This is a genomic window from Pseudomonas sp. (assembly GCF_036404235.1).
Taxonomy (GTDB): Bacteria; Pseudomonadota; Gammaproteobacteria; order Pseudomonadales; family Pseudomonadaceae; genus Aquipseudomonas.
The window spans coordinates 39,499-52,902 of record NZ_DASWOT010000037.1 but is presented as its reverse complement, the minus strand read 5'-3'; the positions used below and the strand labels follow the sequence as shown (position 1 = coordinate 52,902).

Sequence of the window (13,404 nt, the reverse complement as noted above, 5' to 3'; positions counted from 1 at the left end):
TAGGCAATGATCTGCCAGAGTGTCAGGATGTTCTGGTGCGCCGCCATGCCGCCCAGAATAAGGACAGTTTCGCCTTCCAGCAGACAGCCAATGAATACTGCCCAATAGCCATAGGTGGAAAGCAGGTAGTTAATGTCGATGTGTTCAAACATACGAGATGTGCAGCCTTGAATGGAGGGGGCGTAGCAGGATCTTCCAACGGCTTGCGCCGTCCGATTCCGATCAGCGTAAGCCTTTGGACCGAAGGCTTATAAAAACAGTTCTGCTGCGTTGCAGGATGAGAGCCTAGCGATGCTCAATCGGTGTATTGCGCCTCCAGCGCCGCCAGATCTTTCTCAATCACCTTCATCAGCATTTCCCATTCGCCCTGGGTGCGTTTCAACGCCTCACCTTCGCGAGAGTAAAGAACGTCGATGATATTGGCGGTTTCCTTGGCTCTACTGGTAGGGCGGAAGGCATCGATGCTCAGCATCCGAGCCAGCATGTCTAGCTCCGTCGCGTGATTGACCCACTGCCAGTTGTCCTTGATCACCACCTTGTCGAGCAAAACGCACTGCTTCTTGAATGACCGAAGACTGTTGCCAAATGGGCTGGCATTCAATAACGAGGTTATTCGCGCGCCTTCGCTGTTGGCTTTATCCACAGCGCTGGGGCCGAAGAACCACTCGTTAAAACTCAGCTCTATCTCCCGAAACGCCACATTGGCTTCCCAGATAATCCCGAGCGCCTTGTTGTGGATAATTTCGTTTTTCCAAGCGCGATATGCCTTGAATGCCAAGCCGACCAAACCAATTACCGCCAGCGCTTGCACCAACGCAGAAACCGAATTGATGACGTCATACGCCCGCGCAGAACCCGACACACCCGCGCCCGTATACGACTCATAAAAGACCGCGCCCGTCATCGCCGCCAAGGCAAACAATGCGCAGTAAAAACCAAAAGCATAGGGATCTTTCATTATTGTTTTTATCCGATCAGCCAGGTTGAGGGGGTGGTCCAACGGCTTTGGATCAGTCAGGTTTCAGGCTAGTAGAAAATGGAGGAGTTTGTAGGGACGGGGACGAAAAGTCGTTGGGGATGGGGGTGTAGTTACGATCCAAAGGCGTTCGGATGCTGTTCTGTAGCTCGCGATATCAGTCTCTGAACGCTGCACAACCACGTAACCTAACGCCGGCCTTGTCTAGTTTCATGATTCCTTCCCTAGCGCTTCATATTTTCGGGAGAGAGTCGAGTCTTGGCCCATCAAGCATAAATCAGTAGATCAATCTCACCCCACTGACATCGCTATAGAAACCAGGACCGTCGCGTCGCCCAGGTTGCATCCTTGCATAGACGGTGTAGGTACGTGAGACGCTGGAGTGGGCGGCAATGTTGTAACTGTCGGAAATCGTACCGCTGACGCCACCACCGCTACCCCAAACTTGCTGATAGGTGCTGGAGGTATAGAGCTGATACTGAGTCTTGCCAGTCGCCGAGGTCATTTCGCGCTCTACACCACCAGAGGTGTCGTCGAGGAGTATCTGATAACTGACACTCGCCGCGCTGGCATCGCTCTGGCAAATCACAGTGAGGGTGGCTGTGCTTAGTTGGACTCGTTGCGCGACGCCTTCAACTACGCCGAAGTTCAATGGGGTCGCTGCAATCGAGCAGGTATAGGCAAAGGCCGCGGGGCTGCACAGCGCGATGATGAGGGTGGCTAACAAGGCTATAAGTTTCATGGGTTGGCTCCGGTCAAACAGGTCAACGGACCGATTTCAGGGATGTTTTCAGCTTGTGGCTGATACTCGAATGTCACGTGGCATGGGGGTTTGCCGGCGGGTTCGACCAGCAGTTCATTGTGTGCGGCAAGTCCATCGAAAAAGGTCAGGCCGTCATAACCGACAACGCTTTGGGCACCGCTATGACTCAAAGTGACCTGGCTGCCGAGTGCAATCGGTTGATGCTGTTGATCGACCAGGCGCAAGGTGGCGCCGTAACTGCGCGAGATCGGGAACTTGATCACCACACCGGATCGATCTCGTGGTCGGACCCGACGTTCGACATTGTCCAGGGTGGAGTCCATGGGCACGTCGTTAGCGTCGATGGTCAGCAGGTTGCTTTCGTAGGCTCGTAGATCTTCGACGAACAGCAGCCCGGACGTGTTGGTGCGACCCACAGGACGGTTCTCCTGTAGCACCGTCACACCCGCCAGGCCGTCGGTGTCCACAATGGCGAAGCTGTCGTTGACGCTGTTGGACGCGAACAAATGCCCGTCCATGGTAGTGATCGCGCCTCGTGCAGTGGCACGCAAAGCATCGCCGTCGCTGGCACGTTCGGTTTCTGCGCCGACCAATGCCCAGGGGGTTTTGTACTCCACGCCAAGCGTCTGGCGATTCTGGGCTCCTGTTTGTTGAGCGACTCGCCAGCCCACATCGCCTTGTTGTACCGCGTTCTGCTGGGCCTGGACGGTTTGATAGGCGTTGCCGCCGCTGACGCTGCTGCTGGCACTGGCCGTCGCCCGTTGGCCTATGGGGATGGAAATGCCTACGAACAAACCATTGCCACTTGCCCCTTCGAAATCATGAAAGGCGGTGACAAAGCCGAAGGTCTTCCAAGGTAGACGGGTTGAAAAAGTCGCCGAAAGTGTGGAGGTCTGAATGCTTTGCGATTGAACGGTATGCTGATCGTCACGCCTATCGTAGAAGTCATCTTGCTCGTAGAGATTGACCAGCTTTTTTGCATAGACCAGTCCGAATGAACCGATTCCTGGCAGTGGAATCCCCAGGTTCGCCCGTAGGGTGGTTCGGGACATTGCGTCGCCGTTGACCGAGGCAATATCGGAAAACAGCCGATCAGCCTGCAAGATGCTCAAGCCATAGTTGAACCTGGGAGTGGAGTGAGAGAAGCCGAGTCCATACTGTAGGCCTGTGTTCCCCTCATGTTCGCTGGCAGCCACCGTGGCAGACAATACGCCGAGATTGCCGACCAGAAAGCTTGAGCCGATGCCCCCCATTGCTAACCCAGAGGTACTCTCCAGGTGGCTCTCCAGGGTTAGCTTTGGGGTTATGCCTCGTCGATAGCTGATGGATGCGGCGCCAGCGGCGTAGTCATTCGACACACTGGCATAGTATCGACGCACTGAGCCCACTTCCACTGACAGAGCGTCCAGTCCTGGTTGTAACAAGGCCGTGCTGGCATAGAAAGGCAGGGTTTGACTGACCTGACGACCGCTGGCGTCCTTGACTACCATCGAAATATCGCCCCCGCCATTGCTGACTGGCAGTTGAGACACTTCAAAAGGTCCGGAGTCGACCTGGCTGGTCAGTTGGTGCAAGCCGTTGACGAACACATCGACGGATGAAGGTACGGCCACCTCGCCACTGATGCCTGGCAAGGGGAATGTCACCAAGTCTGGACGCAACCCGAAGTTGGTGGTCATCTGTGCCCCAGCCATGCGCACTGGCCGGGTCCAGGGCAAACCGCCGTTGATGAAATCGCCAGCGTTGTAAGTTCGCAAGTTGACCTCATCGGAATAGGTATAAGTACTATCCAGACGCACAGTGCTTTTCTGATAAGGATTGTTGTTGCGCAGGACGTCGGTCTCAAACACGCCACGATCACCAAAAAGGCGCATGTCCACCAGCGTGCTCGAACTGATTTTGCCGTCATAGCGTGTGACTTGGGTGTCGTAGTTGAGCATCGCACCGAGATCACTCCTCAGTGGCAGGTCGTTGGGACGGGTCTGTCCACGGGTCAGGTGGTGCGGCACCAGATCGCTACTGGGTATCTGGAGCCGAATGCTCTGCCCCGGAAGATCCAACTGATAGGACCAGCCGGCAATACTGGCCAGATCAACCAGACCTTGCTGACTGTTGTCGGGCAGAATCAGCCCCAGGCTCAGTAGTTCGCTGGCATTGGCAAGCAGGGCACCTTGAACCTGGATGAACTCCAGGACGCTCTTGCGGCTACTGCCGTTGACGAACACATCGAGCAGCAGACTTTGCCGCTCAGACGAGAGTCCTGTATCGGCATTCGCGGTATTGGCTTGCCATGCTGTCAATGGTCCGACAAGACACAACAGCAAGCACAACAGGCGTGCCGAATTCACATGTTGCCGCCGACAACCAGCCATTGCTCATGAGGACCGCCCGGGCCTGATGTTCTCAGTCGCACCCGAGCACCATTACCCAGCTGTCGTTGCACGTCGGCGATGGACCAGTGTCGCTCGGCTCCGGCCAGGACATACGGCAAACCCTGATTCAGTAATTTAAGGTTTTGCCCATTGGAACCGCTCAATTCCAGACCCAGCAGTTTGCCGTGCTGTAGGCCATGGTTGATGACGATCAAGGTGGGCGTACCGGCCAGTAACTCAATGCGCCACTGCAAATCCGGTTTGGCCGTTTCCAGGACCTTGGCAAATACCGGCACTGTCAATCGCAGGGTCATTTCGACTTTGTCGTTGATTTTGCCGGGCAGTTGGTCGAAGACGATGCGATAAGCGCGCTCGGTATCTGCGGTTTGTTCACGCAGCATTATCCTGACTGTTTGCGATTGGCCGGGGGCGATGTGTGCGAAGGGTGGGCTGATAACGAGCTGGTCGGTATTCTGAAAAACATCCCCCTGCGTATTTTGGCTCCAGCCGAAGCTGCGTATCTGGACGATCGATTCGCTGTCGGCACGGTTGGTCAGGGTGAAGCTGGCGGAACGTTGACCAGGCGCCAATTGTTGGCTGATCGGTACGATTTCCAACGCTTGCGCGTGCAGGTGTGTGGAGAAACTACACATCCCTGCGAGCGTCAGCGCCCAAAACAAGGTAAAGCATCCGGTCGTGGGCACTGGGCATCGTATCAATAGTTGACTGTGACGAGCACAGTGTCGGTGTAGTTGCCGACAGTTGTGGCAGTCTGGCCAGCCGGGATGACACCATAGACCGGAACCGTCTGTGCAGTGCCGATGCCGGTGCCGGCAACGGTATCTGTGCCGATGACTTCACCCCAATTGGTGGAGTGAGCCAGTTCCTGATAGATACCGTAGCTTAAGGCCACGTTGTCTGCACCATTGGTCAGAGAGCGTGTCGAGGTCGTCGCGCCGACACCCGCTCCTGCACTCAGTCCGATGGTGTAGTCCGATCCATTGGTACAAGTAACGGTCAGATTCGAAGTGCCAGAAACCTCAGTTCCAGTGTAGGCAGTAAAGACCAATGGGGCAGTTGTTACGGAACACACTGCGGCGACTGACGCAGTTACGGTCATGTTATCAGTCGCAGTCACAGCGTATGCATTCAGGGAAAATATTGCGCTGAGACCGAGCGCCGAGACGGCTACAACATTGATGAGAAGTTTTCTGGACATGGTTTTTCCTGAAAAGCGCTAGGCTAGAGAGTAGGGCGGACTTGGTGATTCACCAATATTCCTCTCTATGATAATCGCAGGCCTTATTTTCCGGACGGGTTAAACCCCTGCATATCCAGCCATGATAGCTGCATAAATAGCCAATATGCGCTTTGCCTCAGGGAGGTGTGGGTTCAAACCCAGATCAACGATGGGGAGATTGGGATTATTACAGTTTTGATACAAATACGCTTCCATTAGATCGGTTTGTGTTTTTTTGGAGATCTAGAAGAATTTATATTTTGTTGAAAAAGCTTGTTGGGTATAGAGAGTGCTAAGCCAATCGATTGAAATCGATAGGATTGATCTTCTATTTTTCAGAGCGTTTCTGAAATCGCATCCTTTGACCTGGGTCAATTATTATCGTTCCCGATTTTAAATAAATTCTGATAGGCTGTTTTCGTGATGCTTTTTTACCTTGACCTGGTATTGAGATATGACTATATTTTTGACGTGCATTAAATCGAGAACATCAGGTCATAGCCCGAATTAAGTTTCGGCTTTTTAAGCTGCGACGGTCGGCCCGCGTGACATTAAATTGTGATGCGGGGCGTCTGAACGTAGCATAAAGTACGCTATTGCTTTCGGTTTTATACACTTCATGTGTGCAAGGGTTGGCCGCATTTTATTGAATGTGGCAAGTTCGATTTGAGCATGGCGAGAAAGGCTGTCCGCTATTTTCTTCGAGAAATCATCGTTTCAATCGTTCTACGTGAAACGATGATCTGTCAATCGGTTGCTATCTGTTTTCTCCTGTTCTGGTAACGTCGGCTCAAGCACGTATGCAATCAAACCAGCCATCAAGTCGGTCTGGTCATTTGCACCTCGGATTTGTTGTTCTGAGTGATCGGGGACTAATGGAATGCTCTATAAGAGCTTAATACATAATGTGATTCTGTCTGAGCATATGGCGTTCGACTTCAATATAGAGACCGTCGTCCGGTCGGTCGTTATCCTGGCTTATCCTGGTTGTTTTGTGGGCGATGTCGTCAAACTGCTGGAGATCCTCTGTTCGCTAAACGAACGTCCTGCTGCCAATGGGCGAGCGGTTACTTATGTAGCGCAGGTCTACTCTCTGGAAGGTGGGGAACTTGTTTCCCCCTCTACATCCTTGATCAAGGTCGAAACGCAACCGTTTTTTACCTATATACCTATCGATATTGACATGCTGATTATCGCTCATGGGTCGCTGGCTTCGGTGTCCATATTGCCTACGTTAATGCTCGATTGGTTAAAACAGATATGTCCCCATGCGCGACGGGTGGTGGCGATTGGCGCCGGAGTCTTTTGGCTAGCGGCTACAGGTCTGTTAGACAGGCGACAGGTCACGACGCATTCTGCATTGGCAGCTACGCTTCGTGCTCGTTATCCGGCTGTTCAGGTGGGATCGGGCAGACGGCTGCAAGTAGATGGTCCTTTTCATACCACGAGCGAGTGCATTAATACCAGTGACATGGCGTTGCTTTTGCTGCGCGAAGAGTTCGCCGGACTGGTGTCAGGCGCGCAAAAAACTCATCGAAGTCGGCCCCTTCCGGAAACCAGCCACCTGGCAGCGTTAAGTGCGGTACTCATGCGCGCAGACTCCATTGTTTATCGAATATGTATATGGTGGCTGAGGCATTTGGACCAGGATTTGAGCATGCATCTTTCGGCGAAAAACCTGTGCATGAGCGAACGGAATTTTCGTCGTCATTTTACATTCGAGGTGGGGTATTCGCCGTATTCTTTTTTGTTGTTACTGCGATTGGAAATGGCGCGTCAGGCGTTGATCGACAGCAACTTGCCGGTGGATAAGATTGCTCGTCGCGGCGGTTTACGTGACGGTCAGCAATTGGCCCGCCTATTTCGTAAATATATTGGCGTTTCACCTCAGCAGTATCGAGCAGACATACAAGCAGATTTTACGCCGCTCAGTCATCCTGATTACGCCCGCCTATTTAACGCCAAGATCCTGCCCTATTGGTTACGGAAGCTGCAGGCGGATGTTTTGGTTGCTTAATGTCCCGCGTTGAGGCTAGTAGAGGCGGTTTAGATGCCGCCCTGTGACTGGCGATATCCACGCTCTGAGCAGCATAGAGCCAAAAGCTTGGCGCGCTGCACGCCGTAATAAGGAAGGCAGCGCCCGTTACTCAGAAAAGGGTTAGTTCTGTTCTGCCTGCTTTCCTGGGCCACCGGGATTTCTCAACACACGCAGTCCACAGAATGCGACCGGCGAGCTGTAGCCTGCCAACAGCCAGAACGGCGCTAATGGCGGCATTGTTGCTACCACTTGCCCGATGATTAACGGGCCGATAACACCGCCTGCCAGCACAGCGGTAAAAATTATTGAGCCAGTCCTGGCATCTTTCCCCATTCGGCTGGAACCAAAAACGAAGAAATTGGGGAAAGTGCTGCCGATAAAGAATCCCGCCACCGGGTATGTGATTGTCGGGGAAATGCCGCTTCCCGCGATACTTGTGCGGGTAGATTGTTTGCGGGGGAGAGCACCTGCTCTTGACATGTCGGGGAGTTTTTTCTGGATTTCTGTGATGGTTAGTACAGTTACGTCCGACGCCAACTTGAGTATGGATTGAATCGCAAGAATTGCGTCGTCCGGGTAAATATTGAAGAACTCGCGTCTTTTTTGTCGGAGTGGCAGCAGCTTTGTATGAATCAGCGATTCAAACTTTCGGCAGTCATTTACTGCGATCTGATGGGTTACCTCCCAAGAAAATCGCCCGTCGAACTCTGATTGATTTCTGCACAGCGAATAGCCGGATCTCTAGCGGTTCTTCCGACCTTGCAAACCGGAAGATCAATGTCTTTAACCCCACATACCCTCTCTGCGTGTCAGAAGAGTTTTCCATAATGGTTTGCCTGCGGTTGTAGAGGAGACTAGCGTTTTACCTAACCGACTGGAATGGCTTGCCATTTGCCATTTGCCATTTGCCATTTGCCATGTGGTGTGAAGGTAACCCGCTTAGAAAAATGTCAATTTAACACACGGAGTTTCGATACCTACAGGCCGAATGAATGGCTGCTTTAGGGCGGGATTCGATCGACCGCTTCTGTCGTTCTCTGTCGATCATTGTTGTAACGTGTTGATGCCGTCGGTGGTCAGAACAAATGCAAGCAGATGGTCAGGTGGAGTGCGATTTTGCACTGATCTTGAGGGTGTAAGGTGCTACCAGAATGTCGGCCCTTTGCATGGCTGAGCGAGGCTTAAGTGAGGCTGAAGAAAGGGGAAAAGGATAGATTTTTGGATAGAAAAAGGGGTAGAAATTTCTTTCTACCCCTTCTCTAAGTCCTTGATTTACAAGGATTTGTATGGTGCCCCGAGGGAGACTCGAACTCCCACTCCTTTCGAAAACGGATTTTGAATCCGCCGCGTCTACCAATTCCGCCATCAGGGCTCAATGGCGGCGGAGTATAGAGAGGTACCTACCGTTGGTCAATCATGTTTTATGGTCAATTTTCACTATTTCCGCTAAACTTTCCGGCCCTGCTAGACGAACCCCATCATGCGTGTTGCTGACTTTACCTTCGAACTCCCTGATTCCTTGATCGCTCGCCATCCCTTGGCCGAGCGATGCAGCAGCCGTTTGCTGACCCTTGATGGGGTGAGTGGCGCGCTGGCACACCGTCAATTCACTGATTTGCTGGAGCATCTGCGCCCCGGCGATTTGATGGTGTTCAACAATACGCGGGTGATTCCGGCTCGGCTGTTCGGTCAGAAGGCGTCGGGCGGCAAGCTGGAAATTCTGGTTGAACGCGTGCTGGACAGTCATCGTGTGTTGGCGCATGTGCGGTCGAGCAAGTCGCCGAAGCCGGGCTCGTCAATCTTGATCGATGGTGGTGGCGAAGCCGAAATGGTGGCGCGTCACGATGGATTGTTCGAGTTGCGGTTCGCCGAAGAGGTCTTGCCGCTGCTGGAGCGGGTGGGGCACATGCCGTTGCCTCCTTATATAGATCGCCCGGATGACGACGCCGATCGCGAGCGTTATCAGACGGTCTACGCACGGCGTGCCGGTGCGGTGGCTGCGCCGACGGCGGGGCTGCATTTCGATCAGGTGATGATGGACGCCATTGCGCAGAAGGGCGTCGAGACGGCGTTCGTGACGTTGCATGTGGGGGCGGGTACGTTTCAGCCAGTGCGTGTCGAGCGCCTTGAAGATCACCACATGCACAATGAGTGGTTGGAGGTGAGCCAGGAGGTGGTCGACGCCGTGGCTGCGTGTCGTGAGCGTGGCGGTCGGGTGATTGCCGTCGGGACCACTAGCGTGCGCTCCCTTGAGAGCGCCGCGCGCGACGGCGAGCTCAAGCCGTTTAGTGGTGACACCGATATCTTTATCTTCCCCGGCCGGCCGTTTCATGTGGTCGATGCGCTGGTGACGAATTTTCATTTGCCTGAATCCACCCTGTTGATGCTGGTTTCGGCGTTCGCCGGTTACCCGGAAACCATGGCGGCCTACGCGGCGGCAGTGGAAAACGAGTACCGCTTTTTTAGTTACGGTGATGCGATGTTCATTACCCGCAATCCTGCGCCGACCGCTCCTAAGGGATCAGCTCCCGAGAGCTCGGCTCCAGAGGACCAAGCATGAGTAGCACCTGTCGTATGTCTTTCGAGCTGCTGGCCACTGATGGCAAAGCTCGTCGTGGTCGCTTGACCTTTCCGCGTGGCGTAGTCGAAACACCTGCGTTCATGCCGGTGGGCACCTATGGCACGGTCAAGGGCATGCTGCCTCGCGATATTGAGGCGATTGGCGCGCAGATCATCCTTGGCAACACCTTTCACCTGTGGCTGCGCCCAGGCACTGAAGTGATTAAACGTCATGGCGATCTGCACGACTTCATGCAGTGGAATGGCCCGATTCTGACCGACTCCGGCGGTTTTCAGGTGTTCAGCCTGGGTGCGATGCGCAAGATCAAGGAAGAGGGCGTGACCTTCGCCTCGCCGGTCGATGGCGCGAAAGTGTTCATGGGGCCGGAAGAGTCGATGCAGGTTCAGCGTGATCTGGGCTCTGACATCGTGATGATCTTCGATGAGTGCACGCCGTATCCTGCTGACGTAGACGTGGCTCGGACCTCTATGGAGTTGTCGCTACGCTGGGCCAAGCGCTCGAAAATCGCCCATGGCGAGAATACAGCAGCACTGTTCGGCATCGTTCAGGGCGGTATGCATGAAGATTTGCGCATGCGTTCGCTTGAGGGGTTGGATGAGATTGGCTTCGACGGGCTGGCCATCGGAGGTCTGTCGGTAGGCGAGCCCAAGCACGAGATGATCAAGGTGCTGGACTACTTGCCTGGGCGGATGCCAACTGACAAACCTCGTTACCTTATGGGGGTAGGCAAGCCTGAAGACCTGGTCGAGGGTGTGCGCCGCGGGATTGATATGTTCGACTGCGTGATGCCGACCCGTAATGCCCGTAACGGTCATTTGTTCATCGATACAGGTGTTCTGAAAATCCGTAATGCGTTTCATCGTCACGATGATTCGCCGCTGGATCCGACTTGCGACTGCTACACCTGCAAGCACTTCTCCCGCGCTTATCTGCATCACCTGGACAAGTGCGGAGAAATGCTGGGAAGCATGCTTAATACGATCCACAATTTGCGGCATTACCAGCTGCTTATGGCTGGTTTGCGTGAGGCTATTCAACAAGGTACATTGGCCGCCTTTGTCGATGCCTTCTATGCCAAACGCGGGCTTGCAACGCCGCCGCTGGACTGAGTGACAGCCGGTCTTTTCGCTTCTAATTAAAATTACGCAACTGGAGTGCTAAATGAGCTTTTTCATCTCTTCCGCTTTCGCGGACGCGGCAGCACCTGCCGCCGCAAGTCCTATGGGTGGTGGCTTCGAATGGATCTTCCTGGTCGGCTTTCTGGTCATTTTCTACCTGATGATCTGGCGTCCACAGGCTAAGCGTGCCAAAGAGCAAAAAAACCTGCTGGGCAACTTGCAGAAAGGCGATGAAGTTGTAACTTCTGGCGGCATCGCCGGCAAGATCAACAAAGTGACCGACGACTTCGTTGTTATCGAAGTGTCCGACACTGTCGAATTGAAGATCCAGAAGGGCGCCATTGCCGCCACCCTGCCAAAGGGCACCCTGAAAGCCATCTGATTCCAGTCTTTTACCAATCGACGGGGCGCGCAAGGCGCCCCGCGTTATAAGCAGGCGGCGTGATGCTGAACAAATACCCTCTGTGGAAATACATCCTGATCCTGGCAGTGCTGGTGATCGGCTTTATTTATTCCGCACCCAATCTCTACCCTGATGACTCGGCCATTCAGGTCAGCGGCGCGAGCACTGCGCTGCAAGTCAATCAGGCTGATCTGGATCGTGTAAGCAAGGCGCTTACCGATGCTGGCATCGCGGTCAAGGGCGCGACTCTGGCCGAGAATGGCAAGGGCGGTTTGTTGCGTCTGACCAAACAAGAAGACCAGCTGCCAGCCAAAGACGTCGCACGTAAGGTGCTGGGTGACGACTATGTCGTTGCACTCAACCTCGCCCAGACGACTCCGAAATGGCTGCGCAATCTGGGCGCGAGCCCGATGAAACTGGGGCTGGACTTGTCTGGCGGCGTGCATTTTCTGCTCGAAGTGGACATGGATAAAGCGCTGAGCGCTCGTCTGAATGTCTATGAAGGCGAAGTGAAGAGCCTGCTGCGCAAAGAGAAACTGCGTTATCGCAGCCTGCCGCAAGCGGATGGTGGCATTCAGTTGGGCTTCAGCGATGCTGATTCGCGCGAGCAAGCCCGTGCGCTGATTCGCAAGAGTTTCACTGATTTCGAAATTACCCCGAGCGATCGTGGTGAAATGCCAATCCTGCGTCTGTCCATGACGCCGGCCAAGGTCGCCGAGATTCGCGAGTACTCGATCAAGCAGAACTTGACCACGGTGCGTAACCGGGTCAACGAGTTGGGTGTAGCCGAACCGCTGGTTCAGCGTCAGGGTGCCAACCGTATTGTGGTTGAGTTGCCAGGCGTGCAGGACACGGCCGAAGCCAAGCGCATTCTGGGTAAGACCGCGAACCTTGAGTTCCGCTTGGGTGCAGGTCCCGATGACAGCAAAGCCACCACGGAAATGTTCGAGTTCCGTGAGGGTGGTCGCCCAGCAGCACCAGTCGAGCGTAATCTGATCATCACAGGTGATCAGGTCACGGACGCCAAGGCGAGCTTCGACGAGCATGGTCGTCCGCAGGTGAACATCAACCTTGATGGTCACGGCGGCGATTTGATGAGTCGCGCCACCCGCGCCAACGTCGGTCGCAGCATGGCGGTTATCTTCATCGAGCAGAAGCCGCTCACTACTTACACCAAACAAACGGTCAACGGCGTCGAGAAAGATGTGCCGGTGCAGACCTTCAAGGAAGAGAAGAAGATCATCAGCCTGGCGACCATTCAGTCGCCACTGGGTGCCCAGTTCCGTATCACCGGTTTGAACGGTCAGGGTGAGGCTTCAGAGCTGGCTCTGCTGCTGCGTGCCGGTGGTCTGGCGGCGCCGATGTATTTCGCTGAAGAGCGCACAATCGGTCCGAGCCTGGGTGCTGACAACATCACCAAAGGTATCGATGCATCGCTGTGGGGCATGCTGTTCGTTTCGCTGTTCATCCTGGCTATCTACCGTTTCTTCGGCTTGATCGCAACGGTGGCATTGGCGTTGAACATGGTAATGCTGCTGGCGCTGATGTCGTTACTGGGCGCAACGCTGACCCTGCCGGGTATTGCCGGTATCGTCTTGACCATGGGTATGGCGGTGGATGCCAACGTGTTGATCTTCTCGCGGATTCGTGAAGAGATCGCCAACGGGATGACCGTGCAGCGTGCAATCAACGAAGGTTTTGATCGTGCCTATACTGCGATTCTCGATGCCAACCTGACTTCGTTGCTGGTCGGCGGCATTCTCTATGCGATGGGTACCGGCCCGGTCAAAGGGTTCGCCGTGACCATGTCGCTCGGGATCTTTACCTCGATGTTCACAGCCATCATGGTGACCCGCGCAATGGTCAACCTGATCTATGGCGGTCGTGACTTCAAGAAGTTGTGGATTTAAGGG

Annotated in this window: 11 protein-coding genes, 1 tRNA gene and 1 pseudogene; 5 read left to right on the top strand and 8 right to left on the bottom strand. The window is 54.3% G+C overall.

The window, feature by feature from the left end:
- From VGC62_RS04965 to VGC62_RS04940, 6 genes and pseudogenes are all read right to left on the bottom strand, one after another.
- Window positions 1–152 (bottom strand): annotated as a pseudogene (locus tag VGC62_RS04965) (DedA family protein); the annotation flags it as partial.
- Between the two features lie 143 nt (window positions 153–295).
- On the bottom strand, window positions 296–958 hold the full coding sequence (locus VGC62_RS04960; protein ID WP_331185950.1) for a hypothetical protein: 663 nt from the start codon (window positions 956–958) through the stop codon (window positions 296–298).
- 295 nt (window positions 959–1,253) lie between these two features.
- Window positions 1,254–1,718, bottom strand: a complete 465-nt coding sequence (locus VGC62_RS04955) for a spore coat protein U domain-containing protein (protein ID WP_331185949.1) — start codon at window positions 1,716–1,718, stop codon at window positions 1,254–1,256.
- Window positions 1,715–4,039 carry a fimbria/pilus outer membrane usher protein gene (locus tag VGC62_RS04950; RefSeq protein WP_331185948.1) on the bottom strand — a complete coding sequence of 775 codons (2,325 nt, stop codon included), beginning with the start codon at window positions 4,037–4,039 and terminating at the stop codon, window positions 1,715–1,717. The genes VGC62_RS04955 and VGC62_RS04950 overlap by 4 nt, the downstream gene beginning before the upstream one ends.
- 44 nt (window positions 4,040–4,083) lie before the next feature.
- On the bottom strand, window positions 4,084–4,764 hold the full coding sequence (locus VGC62_RS04945; RefSeq protein WP_331185947.1) for a fimbrial biogenesis chaperone: 681 nt from the start codon (window positions 4,762–4,764) through the stop codon (window positions 4,084–4,086).
- Window positions 4,765–4,826: 62 nt separating this feature from the next.
- Window positions 4,827–5,330, bottom strand: a complete 504-nt coding sequence (locus VGC62_RS04940) for a spore coat U domain-containing protein (RefSeq protein ID WP_331185946.1) — start codon at window positions 5,328–5,330, stop codon at window positions 4,827–4,829.
- Window positions 5,331–6,231: 901 nt separating this feature from the next.
- Here VGC62_RS04940 and VGC62_RS04935 point away from each other — a divergent pair.
- Window positions 6,232–7,368, top strand: a complete 1,137-nt coding sequence (locus VGC62_RS04935; RefSeq protein WP_331185945.1) for a GlxA family transcriptional regulator — start codon at window positions 6,232–6,234, stop codon at window positions 7,366–7,368.
- Window positions 7,369–7,509: 141 nt separating this feature from the next.
- Here VGC62_RS04935 and VGC62_RS27595 read toward each other — a convergent pair whose 3' ends face one another.
- Window positions 7,510–8,115 (bottom strand): GIY-YIG nuclease family protein, encoded by a 606-nt coding sequence (locus VGC62_RS27595; RefSeq protein ID WP_414705745.1) that lies wholly within the window; start codon window positions 8,113–8,115, stop codon window positions 7,510–7,512.
- A gap of 561 nt (window positions 8,116–8,676) precedes the next feature.
- A tRNA-Leu gene (locus VGC62_RS04930) sits at window positions 8,677–8,761 on the bottom strand.
- Window positions 8,762–8,869: 108 nt separating this feature from the next.
- Here VGC62_RS04930 and queA point away from each other — a divergent pair.
- The 4 genes from queA (at window position 8,870) to secD (ending at window position 13,401) form a co-directional block, all read left to right on the top strand.
- Entirely contained in the window at window positions 8,870–9,949 is a 1,080-nt protein-coding gene (queA, locus tag VGC62_RS04925) for a tRNA preQ1(34) S-adenosylmethionine ribosyltransferase-isomerase QueA (protein WP_331185944.1), read from the top strand.
- A gap of 14 nt (window positions 9,950–9,963) precedes the next feature.
- Window positions 9,964–11,079 (top strand): tRNA guanosine(34) transglycosylase Tgt, encoded by a 1,116-nt coding sequence (gene tgt, locus VGC62_RS04920; protein ID WP_331185952.1) that lies wholly within the window; start codon window positions 9,964–9,966, stop codon window positions 11,077–11,079.
- A 52-nt stretch (window positions 11,080–11,131) separates the two neighbouring features.
- Entirely contained in the window at window positions 11,132–11,470 is a 339-nt protein-coding gene (yajC, locus tag VGC62_RS04915; RefSeq protein WP_331185943.1) for a preprotein translocase subunit YajC, read from the top strand.
- Between the two features lie 62 nt (window positions 11,471–11,532).
- The gene (secD, locus tag VGC62_RS04910) at window positions 11,533–13,401 is read left to right on the top strand and encodes a protein translocase subunit SecD (RefSeq protein ID WP_331185942.1); all 1,869 of its coding nucleotides are present in this window, start codon (window positions 11,533–11,535) and stop codon (window positions 13,399–13,401) included.
- The last annotated feature ends 3 nt before the right edge of the window (window positions 13,402–13,404 follow it).

Excerpts from the sequence above, each read along its gene's own strand:
- VGC62_RS04960 (WP_331185950.1), bottom strand. The coding sequence starts at position 958 with ATGAAAGATCCCTATGCTTTTGGTTTTTACTGCGCATTGTTTGCCTTG.
- VGC62_RS04955 (WP_331185949.1), bottom strand. The coding sequence starts at position 1,718 with ATGAAACTTATAGCCTTGTTAGCCACCCTCATCATCGCGCTGTGCAGC.
- VGC62_RS04945 (WP_331185947.1), bottom strand. The coding sequence starts at position 4,764 with ATGTGTAGTTTCTCCACACACCTGCACGCGCAAGCGTTGGAAATCGTA.
- VGC62_RS04940 (WP_331185946.1), bottom strand. The coding sequence starts at position 5,330 with ATGTCCAGAAAACTTCTCATCAATGTTGTAGCCGTCTCGGCGCTCGGT.
- VGC62_RS04935 (WP_331185945.1), top strand. The coding sequence starts at position 6,232 with ATGCTCTATAAGAGCTTAATACATAATGTGATTCTGTCTGAGCATATG.
- queA (WP_331185944.1), top strand. The coding sequence starts at position 8,870 with ATGCGTGTTGCTGACTTTACCTTCGAACTCCCTGATTCCTTGATCGCT.
- tgt (WP_331185952.1), top strand. The coding sequence starts at position 9,964 with ATGTCTTTCGAGCTGCTGGCCACTGATGGCAAAGCTCGTCGTGGTCGC.
- yajC (WP_331185943.1), top strand. The coding sequence starts at position 11,132 with ATGAGCTTTTTCATCTCTTCCGCTTTCGCGGACGCGGCAGCACCTGCC.
- secD (WP_331185942.1), top strand. The coding sequence starts at position 11,533 with ATGCTGAACAAATACCCTCTGTGGAAATACATCCTGATCCTGGCAGTG.